This is a genomic window from Streptomyces sp. NPDC088157 (genome assembly GCF_044741545.1).
GTDB lineage: Bacteria > Actinomycetota > Actinomycetes > Streptomycetales > Streptomycetaceae > Streptomyces.
The window spans coordinates 601,620-616,331 of the sequence record NZ_JBIUSU010000004.1 but is presented as its reverse complement, the minus strand read 5'-3'; the positions used below and the strand labels follow the sequence as shown (position 1 = coordinate 616,331).

Sequence of the window (14,712 nt, the reverse complement as noted above, 5' to 3'; positions counted from 1 at the left end):
TCGGGGGTCGCGGGCCGCGTCCGCGGGACGGTCACGGTCCGGGAAAGGGGCGGCGGGGCAGGTACGGGAGCTCCGCGGCGGAGCGGAGCATCGGCAGCACGGGGGTGCGGATCCCCACGGACAGGTCCTCGTGGAGACGGGTGCGGCCGTCGAGGAAGCGCAGCAGCCGTTCCATGGGCACCCGCGTGAAGAGGTGCGCGAAGAAGTCGGCGCCGCCGACCCGGCCGCTGTCCAGGGCGCGCAGCAGCACCGCGTCCATGGCGCGCGAGCGCGCCGAGTGGGCGGGCGGCGGCAGCGGGCGGCGCCCCGCCGCCAGGGCGCCGGCGACGGCTCGCGTCTGGCGCTGCACGGCGGCGAAGGTGTAGCCCGTCGACGGGCGGGTCGCGCCTCCCGCCGCGCCGATGCGGAAGACCGAGGGGGCGGTCTGCCGGGCGAACGGCGCGTCGGTCATCGGGATCACGCCCGTCTCGGTCGAGACGACCTCGAGTCCGGTGAGGCCGAGGACGTCCTCGGTGTAGTGGCGCAGCGCGGCGTCGTAGCCCTGCGCGGACAGGACCTCGGGGGAGAACTCGGTGTACTCCACGAGCGCCTGCCGGTCGCCGGTGGGCAGGACGTAGCCGAACGACAGGCCCCGCGAGGGCTGTGGCGTGCGGAAGTCCATCAGGTCGACCGTACCGAGGTCGAAGACCGGCCGGTCGGCGCGGACGAACCAGCCGTGGAAGTGTTGCAGCAGCGTGGTGCGGGCCGCCGGGAGGCTGCCGAGCGGGCGCGAGTCGAAGACCCAGCGGGCGCGGACGGTAAGCGGACGCCCGTCGGCGGTGCGGACGAGGACCTGGGCGCCGCCGGGGACGCCCTCCACCGTCTCGGCGGTCGCCTCGATGCGCCGGACCTGCTCGCTCTGCGCGAGGTCGTGGGCGATCAGGCCCTCGAAGTCGTCCGAGCGGATCATCTTGTAGCGCAGCGGCGCGATGTCGTCCTCGACGGCCCGGCCGCCCGGGGTGTGCACGCGCAGGCGCTGCCAGGTCGCGGTGACCGCCGCGTCGTAGCGTCCACGGCCGCGCTCCCAGAAGCACCAGGTGCGTCTGAGCGGCCGCAGGGGGCCCGGCGGGGCCTCCACCAGGAGCACCGACAGCCGACGTGTCCCGGGCGCGCGGTGCGACAGCCGGTGGGCCAGAGACAGTCCCGCGGCTCCCGCGCCCACGATGGCGACGTCCGCGTCGAGCATGAGCCTTCCCTCCTTCCGCGCATCCCCGTGCGCGTGGTCGGAAGCATTCCCGCTCGGGTGCCCCTGCGGATGCAGGCCACGCGGGGCACTGGGCCGCGCGGCGGATTCGCATCGTCGACCGACCGGCCGACGCGCGGTCATGGCGACTGCCGGCCGACACGGACGACGGACGGCAGGCGACGGCAGCGGGCGGCAGGTGACAGCCGGGGGTGGCGGGTGACAGCCGTCTTCGGCGGGTGCGGAGGCCACGCTGCGCCCGTCGGCGCCCGAGGCCTCCGCTTCCGCCGCGGCAGGCGGCAGGCGGCGGGCGGGCCTCCGGACGGTCGGGCCGTCGTGTGGCCGACCGGCCTTCACAGATTGCGGGCCGCCGGTCGCCCAGGCCGCGTGCGCCGCCGCCGCGCCACGCGAGACGCCGGTCCCTCGAGGCTGCCCCGTCTCCGGGGAAGCGATCCGCCTCACGCAAGCGCGCGACTCGTGAGGTGAGTGATCCGGTTGCCGTGGCACCCGTCCACCGCGTCGTGCGACCGCCCCTGCCCGGGACGGGCCCCGCACTTTCCACCGCATGGCGCATCCGAGCGGGCCGTCGACGCGGAATGCGTTTACACATGGCGAGCTTTCGAGCTGACGAGAGGAACCGGGATGCGCCCCAGCAAGGCGAAGGACCACCATGCGGCCGGATCGCCGCCCGGCCCGCCCCCCGCGTCCAGGCGGACCTCCGCCCCTGGGGCCCATCCGCGCCCCGCGGGCTCCGCCGCGTCACCCGGCGGCGGACCCGAAGGTGAGGCGCCCGGCCCGTTCTTCCCGGACGTGAGTGACCTCCGCGCCCTGGACGCGGACGTCCCCGCAGCCGTCGGACGCCTTCTCGAGCAGCTCCTGGCCGAGCGCGCCGCACAGGCCGCGGCTCTCGATCCGGTGTTCGCCCACGACCTCGCCGAGCGGGTCGCCCGCTTCACCCTGGACGGCGGCAAGCGCACCCGGTCGCAGTTCGTGTGGTGGGCGCTGCGCGCCTGCGGCGGGGAGGGCCGTGCGGCGGCGGCCGCCCTGCGCATCGGCGCGGCCCTCGAACTCATCCAGACCTGTGCGCTGGTCCACGACGACGTGATGGACGGCTCACGACTGCGCCGCGGACGGCCCTCCCTGCACGCGGACGTCGCAGCCCAGTACGCCGGCGCGGCCCCCTCCTCCCAGGGCACGCGCTTCGGCGAGGCGGCGGCGATCCTCGCCGGGGACCTGGCACTGGTGTGGGCGGACGACGTGCTCGCCGACACCGAACTCCCGCCGGACACCGCGCGCCGGGTGCGCGGTGTGTGGAGCGCCATGCGCATGGAGATGGTGGCCGGGCAGTATCTGGACGTCCAGGGGCAGGCCACGTCCTCGCGCTCGTCGGCCCGAGCGATCCGGGCCGCCTGTCTCAAGAGCGCCCTGTACTCGGTGGAACGGCCGCTGGCGCTCGGTGCCGCCCTGGCGGGCGCGGACGCCGCGACGACCACGGCGCTGTGCTCGGCCGGCCGCTGCGTGGGCATCGCCTTCCAGCTCCGCGACGACCTCCACGACGTCTTCGGCAGCCCACGAGGGGCCGGCAAGCCGTCGGGCTGCGACATCCGCTCGGGCAAGCCCACCTACCTCGTCGCCGTGGCGCAGGCCCGGGCCGAGACGGCCGGCGACCGTCACGCCCTCGCGGTGCTACGGCGCTCGCTCGGCCGCGCCGATCTGTCCGAGACCGGCCTCGCCGAGGTGCGGGGCGTCCTCGTCGCCACCGGCGCGCGGGCCACGGTCGAGGCCAGGATCGAACGGCTGGTCGCCCAGGGCATGCGCCATCTGGACGCGGCGGCCCTGCGGACGGACGGCCTTCGGCGCCTGCGTGACCTGCTGCACTCGGCCGCCGAAGCGCCCCCGGCCGGGCGGACGTCGTGCGGCGCGCCCCGCACCGAGGGCGGCCTGCCCGGGTCACTGCTGTTCACCGCCTGCGCCCAGGGAGCCGCCCGATGACCAGGACGATCCCGGGGCGCACGGACCATGTCGTGGTCGTCGGCGCCGGACTGTCCGGGCTGTCCGCCGCGCTGCACCTGCTCGGCGCCGGACGACGCGTCACCGTCGTCGAGCGCGACGCGCTGCCCGGCGGCCGCGCCGGACGCCTCGTGCGCGGCGGCTACCGCATCGACACCGGCCCCACCGTGCTGACCATGCCCGACCTCGCCGACGAGGCGTTCGCCGCGGTCGGCGAGAGTCTGTACGACCGCGTCGACCTCATCCCCCTCCATCCCGCCTACCGGGCCCGCTTCGCCGACGGCAGCAGCATCGACGTGCACACCGGCGCCGAAGCCATGGAGGCGGAGGTCCGGCGGTTCGCGGGCGCCGGGGAGGCCGCGGGCTACCGGCGGCTGCGCGACTGGCTCGAGCGGCTGTACCGGGCCCAGATGCGCCACTTCATCGACGCCAACTTCGACTCGCCCTGGCAGCTGCTGACGCCCGACCTGGCCCGGCTCGCGGCACTCGGCGGCTTCGGCCGGCTGGACGCGGGCATCGGCCGTCACCTCAAGGACGAGCGCCTGCGCCGCGTCTTCTCCTTCCAGGCCCTGTACGCGGGCGTGCCACCGGCCCGGGCACTGGCCGCCTACGCCGTCATCGCCTACATGGACACCGTGGCCGGCGTGTACTTCCCCCGCGGCGGCATGCACGCCGTGCCGCAGGCCATGGCGGACGCCGCCGAGGAGGCGGGCGCAGACCTGCGCTTGGGACAGGACGTCACCCGGCTGGAACGCTCCGGCGACCGCGTCACCGCCGTCGTGACCACCGAGGACCGCATCCCGTGCGACGCGGTCGTCCTCACGCCGGACCTGCCCGTCGCCTACCGCCTTCTCGGCCGTGTCCCGCACCGGCCCATGCGGGTCAGACACTCGCCGTCGGCCGTCGTCCTGCACGCCGGCACCGACCGGACCTGGCCGCAACTGGCCCACCACACGCTGTCGTTCGGCGCGGCATGGCGTCGCACCTTCGACGAACTCACCCGCACCGGCGAGCTGATGAGCGATCCGTCCCTGCTCATCACCCGCCCGACGGCCACGGACCCCGCTCTGGCCCCTCCCGGTCACCACCTGCACTACATCCTCGCGCCCTGCCCCAACACCGACATCGGCCCGGGCGCCACCGAGTGGGGCGACCTGGCGCCGCGCTACCGAGACAGCGTCCTGAAGGAACTGGAACAGCGCGGCCTGGACGGCATCGGCTCGGCGATCGAGGAGGAGTGCCTGGTCACACCGGCCGACTGGCAGGCGCAGGGGCATGCGGCGGGCACGCCCTTCTCGGCGGCCCACACCTTCGCCCAGACCGGCCCGTTCCGCCCGCGCAACCTGGTCCGGGGCACCGAGAACGCCGTGCTCGCCGGCTGTGGCACCACGCCGGGCGTGGGCGTGCCGACGGTACTGATGTCGGGCAAGCTCGCCGCGGCCCGGGTCACCGGACGCCTCACCCGCACGCCCCGCCCGACGCTCAGGGCGCGGGCCACCCCGGAAGGAACGCCTTCATGACCGACCGCGAGCTCGACGCGGCGGGCATCACGGAGCCGGCGCTGCGTGACGCCTACACGCGCTGCCGGCGGCTCAACGCCCGGCACGGCAAGACGTACTTCCTCGCCACCCGGCTGCTGCCGGTCGAGCGCCGGCCGGCCGTGCACGCCCTGTACGGCTTCGCCCGCTGGGCGGACGACATCGTCGACTCCCTGGACACCGCCGTCACGGCCGACGGGCGCTCGGCGGACCTCGCCCGCCTCCGGACGGGCCTGGAACGGGGACTGCGGGGTGCCGACAGCACCGACCCGGTCGTTGTGGCGGTCGCCGACACGGCCAGGCGGTACGGCATCGACCACCGCCACTTCGGCGACTTCATGGCCTCCATGCGCAGTGACCTCGACGTCACCGACTACCCGACCTACGCCGACCTGCGGGAGTACATGCACGGCTCCGCCGCGGTGATCGGGCTGCAGATGCTGCCGGTCCTCGGCACGGTGGTCCCGCGTGAGGAGGCCGCGCCGCACGCGGCCGCCCTGGGCATCGCCTTCCAGCTGACCAACTTCCTGCGGGACGTGGGCGAGGACCTCGACCGCGGCCGCGTGTACCTCCCCGCCGACCTGCTGGGGGCCCATGGCGTCGACCGGGAGCTGCTGTACTGGAGCAGGAGCACCGGCCACCGCGACCGGCGCATCATCGAGGCGCTGAGGGCCGTCGAGGACCTCACGCGCGGGGTCTACCGGGAGGCGGCGCCGGGACTGCGGATGCTCGACCCGGTGTCCCGCCCGGCCATCCGGACGGCCTTCGTGCTGTACGGAGGAATCCTGAAGGCCGTCGCCGACGACGGGTACGCGGTGGTGCACCGGCGTGCCGCGGTCCCCCGTCGGCGCCGCGCCGTGGTGGCCCTGGACGGTCTGGTGCGCGTGGCCGCGGCCCGGGCGGGGTCGCGGGCAGACGCCCGGCGGGCCGCGCCGCGTGTGCCGGAGCGGCTGCCGGCCGGGCTGTCCGGGTCCTCGCCCCAGCAGGTCCATGAGGAGGTCGCGTGAATCCCGACCGGTCCCGGGCTATTGGGCGTTCCGGCCCGCGCGGACGTTTCCCGCTGTCCCTGCGCAGGCGTCCGGTGCGTTGGGAGCGCCAGCGTCCGACCTGGCGGGAGGCCCGCCCCGCCGTGATCGCCCAGGCGTTGAAGCGGGCGCAGGCACGTCCTTCCGGCAACTGGTACGTCGTGGGCGCCACCGGTGACCTCCGTGCCGACCGCCCGCTCGCTCGGACCGTCGCCGGACAGGAGGTCGTCGTCTGGCGCGACGCCGAGGGCAGGCTCGTCGCCGGGCCCGGTGTCTGCCCGCACCTGGGCGCGCCGCTGCGGGACAGCCCCGTGCACTGCGGCACGCTCGTCTGCCACTGGCACGGACTCGCCCTGAGGGGCACGCCCTTCGCGGGCTGGGATCCGCTGCCCGTGCACGACGACGGGGTGCTGGTCTGGGTGCGGCTGGACGACGTGGGCGGTGAGCCGCCGCTGGACGCGCCGGTGGTGCCGGTACGGCCCGCGCTGCCGGACGCGCTGTCGGCCGTCTACGTGGGCGTGGGGGCCTGCGAGCCCGAGGACGTCGTCGCCAACCGGCTGGATCCCTGGCACGGCGCCTGGTTCCACCCGTACTCCTTCGTCGACCTCACCGTCGTCGACGCGCCCGGGACCGACCCCGAGGACGCGGACGCGGAGGACGAGGACGGGTTCGCCGTCGACGTCTCCTTCAAGCTGGCCGGGCGGCTCGTCGTGCCGGTGCGGGCCGTCTTCACCGCCCCCGACCCGCGTACGGTCGTCATGCGCATCACGGAGGGCGAGGGGCAGGGCTCCGTCGTCGAGACGCATGCCACTCCGCTCGGTCCCGACGACCGGGGCAGGCCGCGGACGGCCGTCGTCGAGGCGATCGTGGCGGCCTCCGACCGACGCGGGTTCGCCGCGGCGCGCACGGTGGCCCCGGCGCTGCGGCCGCTCATGCGGGCCGCCGCCGCACGGCTGTGGCGCGACGATCTGGCCTACGCCGAGCGGCGCTGGCAGCTGCGCTCAACGGGCCGCTTCCCCGGCTGAAACCGCTCCCCCGTCCGCCTCCGGAGCGCACCGCGGGCCACGGTCGCCGCTCCCGACGCCGACGGCGCCGCCGGTCACCGGTTCGTGGTCGTCGGTACGTGTGACGGCTGCCGATGGGGGCAGGCGCAAGGCTGGTCAGGACGCGGCCACACCGAACTTCCCGTTTCCGCTGGGGGATGCGCCTTGCATGTGAAGAGCTACCGTCTCGACCGCACCCACCGGGTCATCGAACTGCACGGGATCACCGGCCCCGATGACGCGTCGGCCGCCGAGCGGCAGGTGCGCACGCTGCTGCGGCGTTGCGACACGCCTGCCGCCATCGTGGTCGTGGACTCCCCGGAGCTGTCGGCCTCGCTCATGAACCTGCTGGTACGCCTGCGCCGGTTCGCGGAGCGGTACCGCGTCTTCCTGTGCGTCACCGCCGGGCACCAGCAGGTCGCCGATGCGCTGCGCGACGCGGGTCTGGAGCGCATCCTCCGGGTCACGCGCACGCTGTCACAGGCCCGGGCGAGGACGCGGGTGTGCTGTGCGGCGGCCTCGCCGCGCCCCCCGGCGTTCACCGTGCGAACCCGCCTCAGGGCGCGTCTCTACCGCTTCGTCTGCCCGGACACGAAGCGACGGACGGCCGCAGCGCAACCGTCCCAGCCGTACGAACTGCGGTGAGCGAGCGGGGAACGCGGTATGGGGCGGGCAGGCGGGGCGACCGTGCGCCTGCGGTCGGAGCAGGACGCGTCAGGTCGTCGTGTCGGAGTTGGGATCCGCGGCCCGGGTGGTGGACGCGGCTGTTGCGGGCCCGGTGCTCGCCCGCAGGGAGATGGGCGGCGCGAGAAGGTGGTGACGAGCGGGCGCGTCGGGATGGTCGAGCCGCTCCACCAACAGGTCGACGGCGCGACGCCCCATCTCCTCCGCCGGTACGTCCGCAGCGGTGAGCTGCGGAGTCACCGTTTCCGCCCACCGGCCGGCGACGACCCCGGTGACGGAGAAGTCGCGCGGCACCTGACGGCCGGCCCGGGCCAGCCCGCGGTACAGCCCGCCCAGCGCGGCCTCGTTGAGCGTGACCAGCGCCGTGGTGGCCGGCTCGTCGTACAGGATCCGCTCCAGACATGCCTGCCCGGAGGCGGCGTCGTCCCCGCAGCAGTACGTCCGGACCGTCAGCCCGCGCTCGGCCGCGGCCTTGGCGAACCCCTCCAGGCCGCGGTGGGCCGACTCGTACCCGGCCCGCACCAGCTGCTCGGGCCGGTTGACGAACGCGACCCGGCGGTGGCCCAGGTCGGCGAGATGGTGGACGCACGCCTCCACCAGTGCGGTGTGGTCCAGACCCACCCACCAGCCGCCCTCCGGGTGCGCGGTGCGGCCGATGGCGACCGAGGGAAAGTCCAGCTCGGCGAGGTGATCGACCCGGTCGTCCTCCAGCCTGATCTCCATCAGGATCGCGCCGTCCACCCGCCGCTCCCCCAGCAGCCGCTGGAAGGACCGGTCGCTGTCCGCACCGCTCGGAGACAGCAGCACGTCGTAGTCGTAGGACGCGGCGGCCTCCACCACACTGCCGATGAAGTCCAGTTGCATGCCGGTGTAGTGGTTGCCGGCCGGCGGGAAGACCAGACCGATGGTGCTGGTCCGCCCGTTGGCCAGGGCCCGCGCACTGGCGCTGGGCCGGTAGCCCAGTTCGTCGACGACCTGCTGGATCCTGCGCCGCGTGTCCTCCGACACGGGGCGTTTGCCGCTCAGCGCGTACGACACGGTGCTCCGCGAGACACCGGCCCGCCGCGCGATCTCACCGATGTTCACGGACGACTCCTTGCTCGAAGCGGTTCGACTCCTCCGCGAACAACGACGCACCCGTCACCCGGGCTCGAACCCGAGGGCGGGACGATCGCCGGTCATCGAACCGGTTCGCCTGAAGTGACGGTAGGAACGGCCCGACGAGGTGTCAACACCTCGGACCGGACTTTCGTCACCTCCGCGTGGTTCCGACGCCCCGGTGATCGACCGGATCGCCGTCACACCGCTGACGGGGGACAACCGCGGGAAGACGAGGCGGACCGCACTCGCGTCGAAGGCTCGGGCCCCGGCCCGGCGGCCGGATTCCGGCAGGCCTCGCGGAGTGGGGGCGCGGGTCGGGCTCCCGCGTCGGCCGGGGCGACGGGGGTCGCTCGCCGAGACGGCGGCGGCCCAGGTGGCGAGGGCGGCCGTCGCCGAGGTGCCGACGGCCGTCCGACATGGTGTCGTCCTCAGCGGGTCAGGGAGACGACCGTCGCGAAGGAGAGGGCCGCGCAGCCGGCCAGCGCCCATGCCATACAGCGCAGACGGAGCTTTCGGTAGCGCAGCTCGTACTCTCCTCGCAGGGACAGACAACGGGCGGCGATCCGTTCAAGGTCCTGGCGGGCGCGGTGGAGGCTGTCGGTGACGTAGTGGCTCTCGATCTCCACGCGTTGGGACGTCGTCAGCCAGTCCATGGGCCGGACGAACTCGCGCGCCCGCTCCTCCGCCACCGCGATCGTGGCCTGCCACAGGAGATACCCCTCCGCCTCGTTCCCGAGGCGGGCTCCCACGGCGCCCTGTCTCGACATCTCGCTCATGCCGGTTTCCGGCTGGTCCTCAGCGGATCCCATGGGCCTCGGCCTCGGCCATGGCGATCTCGGGGTGGTGCAGGTCGAACGCCGGGGACTCACTGCGGATCCGGGGCAGGGTGAGGAAGTTGTGGCGCGGCGGCGGGCAGGAGGTGGCCCACTCCAGCGAGCGGCCGTAGCCCCAGGGGTCGTCGACGCCGACGTGCTTGCCGTACCTGGCGGTCCTCCACACGTTGTAGAGGAAGGGCAGCATCGACAGGCCGAGGACGAACGAGCTGATCGTGGAGATCGTGTTCAGGGCGGTGAAGCCGTCTGCCGCCAGGTAGTCGGCGTACCGGCGCGGCATGCCCTCGGCGCCCAGCCAGTGCTGGACCAGGAAGGTGCCGTGGAAGCCGACGAACAGCGTCCAGAAGGTGATCTTGCCGAGCCGCTCGTCGAGCATCTTGCCGGTGAACTTCGGCCACCAGAAGTGGAAGCCGGCGAACATCGCGAAGACGACGGTGCCGAAGACGACGTAGTGGAAGTGGGCCACCACGAAGTACGAGTCGGACACGTGGAAGTCCATCGGCGGCGAGGCCAGGATGACGCCCGTCAGACCACCGAAGAGGAACGTGACGAGAAAGCCCGTCGCCCACAGCATCGGTGTCTCGAAGGAGATCGAGCCCTTCCACATGGTGCCGATCCAGTTGAAGAACTTCACGCCGGTCGGGACGGCGATGAGGAACGTCATGAAGGAGAAGAACGGCAGCAGCACGCCACCCGTGACGTACATGTGGTGCGCCCACACCGTCACGGACAGACCGGCGATCGAGATGGTCGCGGCGACCAGACCCATGTAGCCGAAGATCGGCTTGCGCGAGAAGACCGGGATGATCTCGGTGACGATGCCGAAGAAGGGCAACGCGATGATGTACACCTCTGGATGGCCGAAGAACCAGAAGAGGTGTTGCCACAGCAGCGCGCCGCCGTTGGCCGCGTCGAAGATGTGGGCGCCGAACTTGCGGTCCGCCTCCAGGGCGAACAGCGCGGCCGCCAGGACCGGGAAGGCGAACAGGACCAGGACAGCGGTCAGCAGGACGTTCCAGGTGAAGATCGGCATGCGGAACATCGTCATGCCGGGGGCGCGCAGGCAGATGATCGTGGTGATGAAGTTGACCGCACCGAGGATCGTGCCGAAGCCGGAGAAGGCCAGGCCCATGATCCACAGGTCGGCGCCGAGACCCGGCGTCCGGATCGCGTCCGACAGCGGGGTGTAGGCGAACCAGCCGAAGTCGGCCGCGCCCTGCGGAGTGAGGAAGCCGCCGACGGCGATCGACGAGCCGAAGAGATAGAGCCAGTAGGCGAACATGTTCAGCCGGGGAAAGGCGACGTCCGGCGCGCCGATCTGGAGCGGCATGATCCAGTTGGTGAAGCCGGCGAACAGGGGCGTGGCGAACATCAGGAGCATCACGGTGCCGTGCATCGTGAAGGCCTGGTTGTACTGCTCGGGCGAAACCATCTGCAGGCCCGGCCGGGCCAGTTCGGCGCGGATGAGCAACGCCATGACGCCACCGATCAGGAAGAACCCGAAGGACGTGCTCAGGTAGAGGGTGCCGATCGTTTTGTGGTCGGTGGTCGTGAGCCACTTCACCACGACGTTGCCGGGCTGCCTGCCTCGTACCGGCACTTCGCTGTCGTAGGGGGCGGCGGCCGACTGCTCCGGGCCGTTGAGGATGGTCACAGGTGTGTTTCTCCTGATGCTCGCGGTTCACTCTCGCCATGGCGTGAGTCACCGTCATCCTCGCGGCTCGGCCTGGGGAGGGAAGCCCGGAGCGGTCGGCATACGGCCGATCGGGCGGTTGCCACCCACGAGTGGAGTAATCGTCGGACCAGGCCGGGTCAGGAGGCCGCGGTGCCGGTCCGGCCGCCGCGTGAGCCCTGCGCCGGCCGCACTCGGAGCCACCGGGACCCCCCGCCCCGGTCGTGTCCGACCGGCACTCGGGAAGAACCCGGCTCGCAGGGGCGACGACGGTCTCGACGCGCCTGAATGCCCGAGGCGCGGGCACCCGCACGTCCCGACGCCGCTCGGTGCAGAACCCGTGTCATCGGCAGACGCCTCGGGCGACGGGTTCAGGCGATGCCGCCGTTCACGAAGAGGACCTGTCCGTTGACCCAACGCCCCGGGCCGGCCAGGAAGGCCACGTTTTCGGCGATGTCCTCCGGCGTGCCGAGACGCTCCAGCGGGGGCTGCGCGGCGAGGCGGTCGATCGCCTCCTGATCCTTGCCCTCGAGGAAGAGCGGGGTGGCGGTGGGGCCGGGCGCGACGGCGTTGACGGTGACGTCACGGCCCCGCAGCTCGCGGGCCAGCACCAGTGTCATGGCCTCGACGGCCCCTTTGCTCGCCGCGTAGGGCGCGTAACCGGGAAAGGCCAGCCGGGTCACCGAGGTGGAGAAGGTGACCACCGCTCCGCCGTCACGAATGCGGCGGGCCGCCTGCTGAGCCACGACGAAGGCGCCACGGACGTTGGTCCGCATCAGCCGGTCGAACGCGTCGAGATCGAACGCGGCGATCGGCCCCAGGGTCATCACCCCAGCGGTGTGGACCACGACGTCGATCCCGCCGAACGCCCGCTCCACCGCGGAGAAGGCGTCGGCCATGGCGCCCTCGTCGGCGACGTCACCGGTGACCGCGATCGCCCTGCCGCCGGCCGCCTCGACGGCGGCGACGGTCTCCTGCGCCGCCGCCCTGTTGCCCGCGTAGTGCACGCCGACAGCCATGCCGTCGGCCGCGAGCCGCCGGGCCACGGCCCGGCCGATCCCTCCGGAAGCACCGGTGACGAGTGCGACGCGTGTGGTCTCGGACATGATTCTGCCTCCACTCTCATTTATGAACGCTAAGTCCATATAACCACGTTGTGAACGCTGCGTCCATATGCCAGGCTGGGGACCAGTCGAAGATGCCCGGAAGGCGGCACGATGCAGGAACGGCCGGAACCCGAACCCGCCCCCAGGCCACGGCGCGGCCGGGGCCGACGCCCCATAGGCGAGGTACGCGCGGACGTCGTGGAGGCGGCCGGCGGCCTGCTCCTCGACGGCGGCATGGGCGCTTTCACCATCGAGGCCGTCGCCGAGCGGGCGGGGGTCAGCAAGACGACGATCTACAAATGGTGGCCCTCCAAGGGCGCGCTCGCCCTCGACGGCTACTTCCACGCCGTGGAGCCCGCGCTCGCCTTCCCGGACAGCCACGACCTCGAGGCCGACCTGACGGCGCAGCTCCGCGCGTTCGTGCGGGTGCTCACCGGGACGCCTGCCGGACGCGTGATCGCCGAGCTGATCGGCCAGGCACAGACCGACCCCGAGCTGTCCGCCGCACTGCTGGAACGTTACTCGGGCCCGCGGCGGGAGCTGGCGGTCCAGCGGATGCGGCGGGCACAGGCGGACGGCCAGCTGCGCCCCGACGTCGATCCCGAGGTGCTGGTGGACCAACTGTGGGGCGCGTGCTACCACCGCCTGCTGATGCCCGGTCTCCCCGTCACCGAGGAGTTCGCGACGAGCCTGATCGCCAACCTGCTGCGTGGCGTAAGGACCTGACGGAGGGTCAGCAATCTTCGGCGCCGCCACCGGGCTGGAGCGCGGGCGCCTCGCTTCCTCCGCAACCCGTTCGCTCCCGACTCTGGCCCCGGTGACCTACCGGGCGGTATACAAGCCCAGTCGAACGGTATGCCGACCGTATGGACGGCGTCGCCGGCGGGACGTGGGCTTCTAGGGGGAGGAACTCGATGCAGCGCGACGTTCGCACGGGAGGACCGGCCGGTCGGGGCAGAAAGAGCGTCACTTTGCTCGCTGCACTGGGGAGTTGCGCCCTGATGGCCGCTTCCGCGGTTCCCGCGGCGGCTCACGGCGGAGGCAGTGGTGGCGGTGGCGGCAACCGGTACGTGGCTCTCGGCGACTCGTACACCTCCGGCCCCCTCATCCCCCGGCAGGTGGATGCCAACTGCGCCCGCTCCGACCACAACTACCCGTCGATCGTGGCCGGGCGGCTGCGGTCGGCCACGTTCGAGGACGTCAGCTGCGCCGGGGCGACGACCGAGCACATGTGGAAACCCCAGGGCACCAACGGCGCCCAACTCGACGCGGTGGGGCGCAACAGCGACCTCGTGACCGTCCAGATCGGCGGCAACGACATCGGCTTCGGCTCCATCATCGGCACCTGCGCCCAACTGGCCCCACAGGACCCGACGGGCAACCCGTGCCAACGCCATTACAGCGCCTCGGGCGTCGACCGGCTCACGGTCGCGATCGCCAGGACCGGCCCCAAGGTGGCCCAGGTTCTCCAGGCCGTGCACGCCCGGGCCCCGCACGCCCGCATCCTCGTCGTCGGCTACCCGGACCTGTTGCCCGACGACGGCAGCGGCTGTGCGCCTGCGGTCCCGTTCGCGACCCGCGACTTCCCCTACCTCCGGGACACCGGCAAGCACCTCAACCTGATGCTCCGTCTGGTGGCACGCTGGAACCACGCGGAGTACGTCGACACCTACGGTCCGACCGTCGGCCACGACATGTGCAAGTCCCCGGCGGACCGGTGGATCGAGCCGTTGCAGCCCACGTCCCCGGCGGCTCCCGCGCACCCCAACGCCAAGGGCGAGGCAGCCATGGCGGGGGCGGTGTGGCAGCGCCTCACGCACGGACGGGGCGGCCACTGACCGACGGGACAGCCGGCGGAAGGCAGGCGGCAGGCGGCAGGCGGCAGGCGGCAGGCGGCAGGCGGCAGGCGGCAGGCGGCAGGCAGGCGCTCACGCGGTCGGGGGCCGCGCCGGTTCCCTCGATCGCGTGCCGCTCGCCGCGGCCCTGCCCCGTGTGGCCGACTCACATGTCGGAGTCGATGCCGGTGATCACCGCAGGCCCCAGGGGCGCGCTCGTGTCGTCGAGCCCCGCGGCGTGCAGGGCGGTGTCCGCGAGCCGGCGGGCGTCCTCCTCGGCGTGCGGAACGCTGTCAGCCTCGACGGCGAGCCGGATGGTGAACGTGTCGTCCTCGTTCACGGTCAAGGGGTCGAGGTCCTCCGCCTTGCCCATCCGCGTGTGGTGCGGATCGGCCGGGCGCAGGGCCTGGCTCAGTCGCGCTCGCGTCGCCTCCCCGACCTCGGCGGTGAAGGTGCCGGGCACGGTGATCACGTACGTCGTCATGGTCTTCCTCTCCTCGGGTTCCCTCCTCGCCTACCCCGGAGCGGGGCGGTTGATCTCCGCGCTCTCCGCACAGGCCCGTCAGCCCGTGCCCTGCCCCCACCCGGGCGGCCGGGCACGGCCGGCGCCCCGGGTGTTCCCCCGCGTCCGCGTGCGCGTGCC

The 14,712-nt window shown here is 73.1% G+C and carries 13 protein-coding genes; 7 read left to right on the top strand and 6 right to left on the bottom strand.

Features of this window, described 5'->3' with window-relative positions:
* Nucleotides 1-31: 31 nt before the first annotated feature.
* Complete coding sequence (locus ACIPFH_RS18600; protein WP_401827677.1) at nt 32-1,225, bottom strand: lycopene cyclase family protein; 1,194 nt, start codon at nt 1,223-1,225, stop codon at nt 32-34.
* Nucleotides 1,226-1,864: 639 nt separating this feature from the next.
* Here ACIPFH_RS18600 and ACIPFH_RS18595 point away from each other — a divergent pair.
* From ACIPFH_RS18595 to ACIPFH_RS18575, 5 genes are all read left to right on the top strand, one after another.
* Nucleotides 1,865-3,214 carry a polyprenyl synthetase family protein gene (locus ACIPFH_RS18595; protein ID WP_401827675.1) on the top strand — a complete coding sequence of 450 codons (1,350 nt, stop codon included), beginning with the start codon at nt 1,865-1,867 and terminating at the stop codon, nt 3,212-3,214.
* Nucleotides 3,211-4,752, top strand: coding sequence for a phytoene desaturase (locus ACIPFH_RS18590; RefSeq protein ID WP_401827674.1), 1,542 nt, complete (start codon nt 3,211-3,213; stop codon nt 4,750-4,752). The genes ACIPFH_RS18595 and ACIPFH_RS18590 overlap by 4 nt, the downstream gene beginning before the upstream one ends.
* Nucleotides 4,749-5,777, top strand: a complete 1,029-nt coding sequence (locus ACIPFH_RS18585) for a phytoene/squalene synthase family protein (RefSeq protein ID WP_401827673.1) — start codon at nt 4,749-4,751, stop codon at nt 5,775-5,777. The genes ACIPFH_RS18590 and ACIPFH_RS18585 overlap by 4 nt, the downstream gene beginning before the upstream one ends.
* Nucleotides 5,774-6,820 carry a DUF5914 domain-containing protein gene (locus ACIPFH_RS18580; protein ID WP_401827672.1) on the top strand — a complete coding sequence of 349 codons (1,047 nt, stop codon included), beginning with the start codon at nt 5,774-5,776 and terminating at the stop codon, nt 6,818-6,820. Before ACIPFH_RS18585 ends, ACIPFH_RS18580 begins: the two co-directional genes overlap by 4 nt.
* A 189-nt stretch (nt 6,821-7,009) precedes the next feature.
* The gene (locus ACIPFH_RS18575; RefSeq protein WP_401827670.1) at nt 7,010-7,483 is read left to right on the top strand and encodes a hypothetical protein; all 474 of its coding nucleotides are present in this window, start codon (nt 7,010-7,012) and stop codon (nt 7,481-7,483) included.
* Between the two features lie 69 nt (nt 7,484-7,552).
* On the opposite strand, the gene ACIPFH_RS18570 is transcribed toward ACIPFH_RS18575, so the two are convergent.
* The 4 genes from ACIPFH_RS18570 to ACIPFH_RS18555 all read right to left on the bottom strand — a co-directional run bounded on the left by ACIPFH_RS18570 (nt 7,553) and on the right by ACIPFH_RS18555 (nt 12,234).
* Complete coding sequence (locus ACIPFH_RS18570; protein ID WP_401827668.1) at nt 7,553-8,608, bottom strand: LacI family DNA-binding transcriptional regulator; 1,056 nt, start codon at nt 8,606-8,608, stop codon at nt 7,553-7,555.
* Nucleotides 8,609-9,051: 443 nt separating this feature from the next.
* On the bottom strand, nt 9,052-9,399 hold the full coding sequence (locus tag ACIPFH_RS18565) for a cytochrome C oxidase subunit I (protein WP_401827667.1): 348 nt from the start codon (nt 9,397-9,399) through the stop codon (nt 9,052-9,054).
* Nucleotides 9,400-9,418: 19 nt separating this feature from the next.
* A complete protein-coding gene (ctaD, locus tag ACIPFH_RS18560) occupies nt 9,419-11,110 on the bottom strand; it encodes a cytochrome c oxidase subunit I (protein WP_401827666.1) in 1,692 nt (563 codons plus the stop codon).
* A 389-nt stretch (nt 11,111-11,499) separates the two neighbouring features.
* Nucleotides 11,500-12,234, bottom strand: a complete 735-nt coding sequence (locus ACIPFH_RS18555) for an SDR family oxidoreductase (RefSeq protein WP_401827665.1) — start codon at nt 12,232-12,234, stop codon at nt 11,500-11,502.
* A 111-nt stretch (nt 12,235-12,345) separates the two neighbouring features.
* Here ACIPFH_RS18555 and ACIPFH_RS18550 point away from each other — a divergent pair, with 111 nt between their 5' ends.
* The gene (locus tag ACIPFH_RS18550) at nt 12,346-12,960 is read left to right on the top strand and encodes a TetR/AcrR family transcriptional regulator (RefSeq protein ID WP_401827664.1); all 615 of its coding nucleotides are present in this window, start codon (nt 12,346-12,348) and stop codon (nt 12,958-12,960) included.
* A 188-nt stretch (nt 12,961-13,148) separates the two neighbouring features.
* Nucleotides 13,149-14,072 (top strand): SGNH/GDSL hydrolase family protein, encoded by a 924-nt coding sequence (locus ACIPFH_RS18545; RefSeq protein ID WP_401827662.1) that lies wholly within the window; start codon nt 13,149-13,151, stop codon nt 14,070-14,072.
* Nucleotides 14,073-14,235: 163 nt separating this feature from the next.
* Here ACIPFH_RS18545 and ACIPFH_RS18540 read toward each other — a convergent pair whose 3' ends face one another.
* The gene (locus ACIPFH_RS18540; protein ID WP_356258669.1) at nt 14,236-14,553 is read right to left on the bottom strand and encodes a hypothetical protein; all 318 of its coding nucleotides are present in this window, start codon (nt 14,551-14,553) and stop codon (nt 14,236-14,238) included.
* Nucleotides 14,554-14,712: the final 159 nt, after the last annotated feature.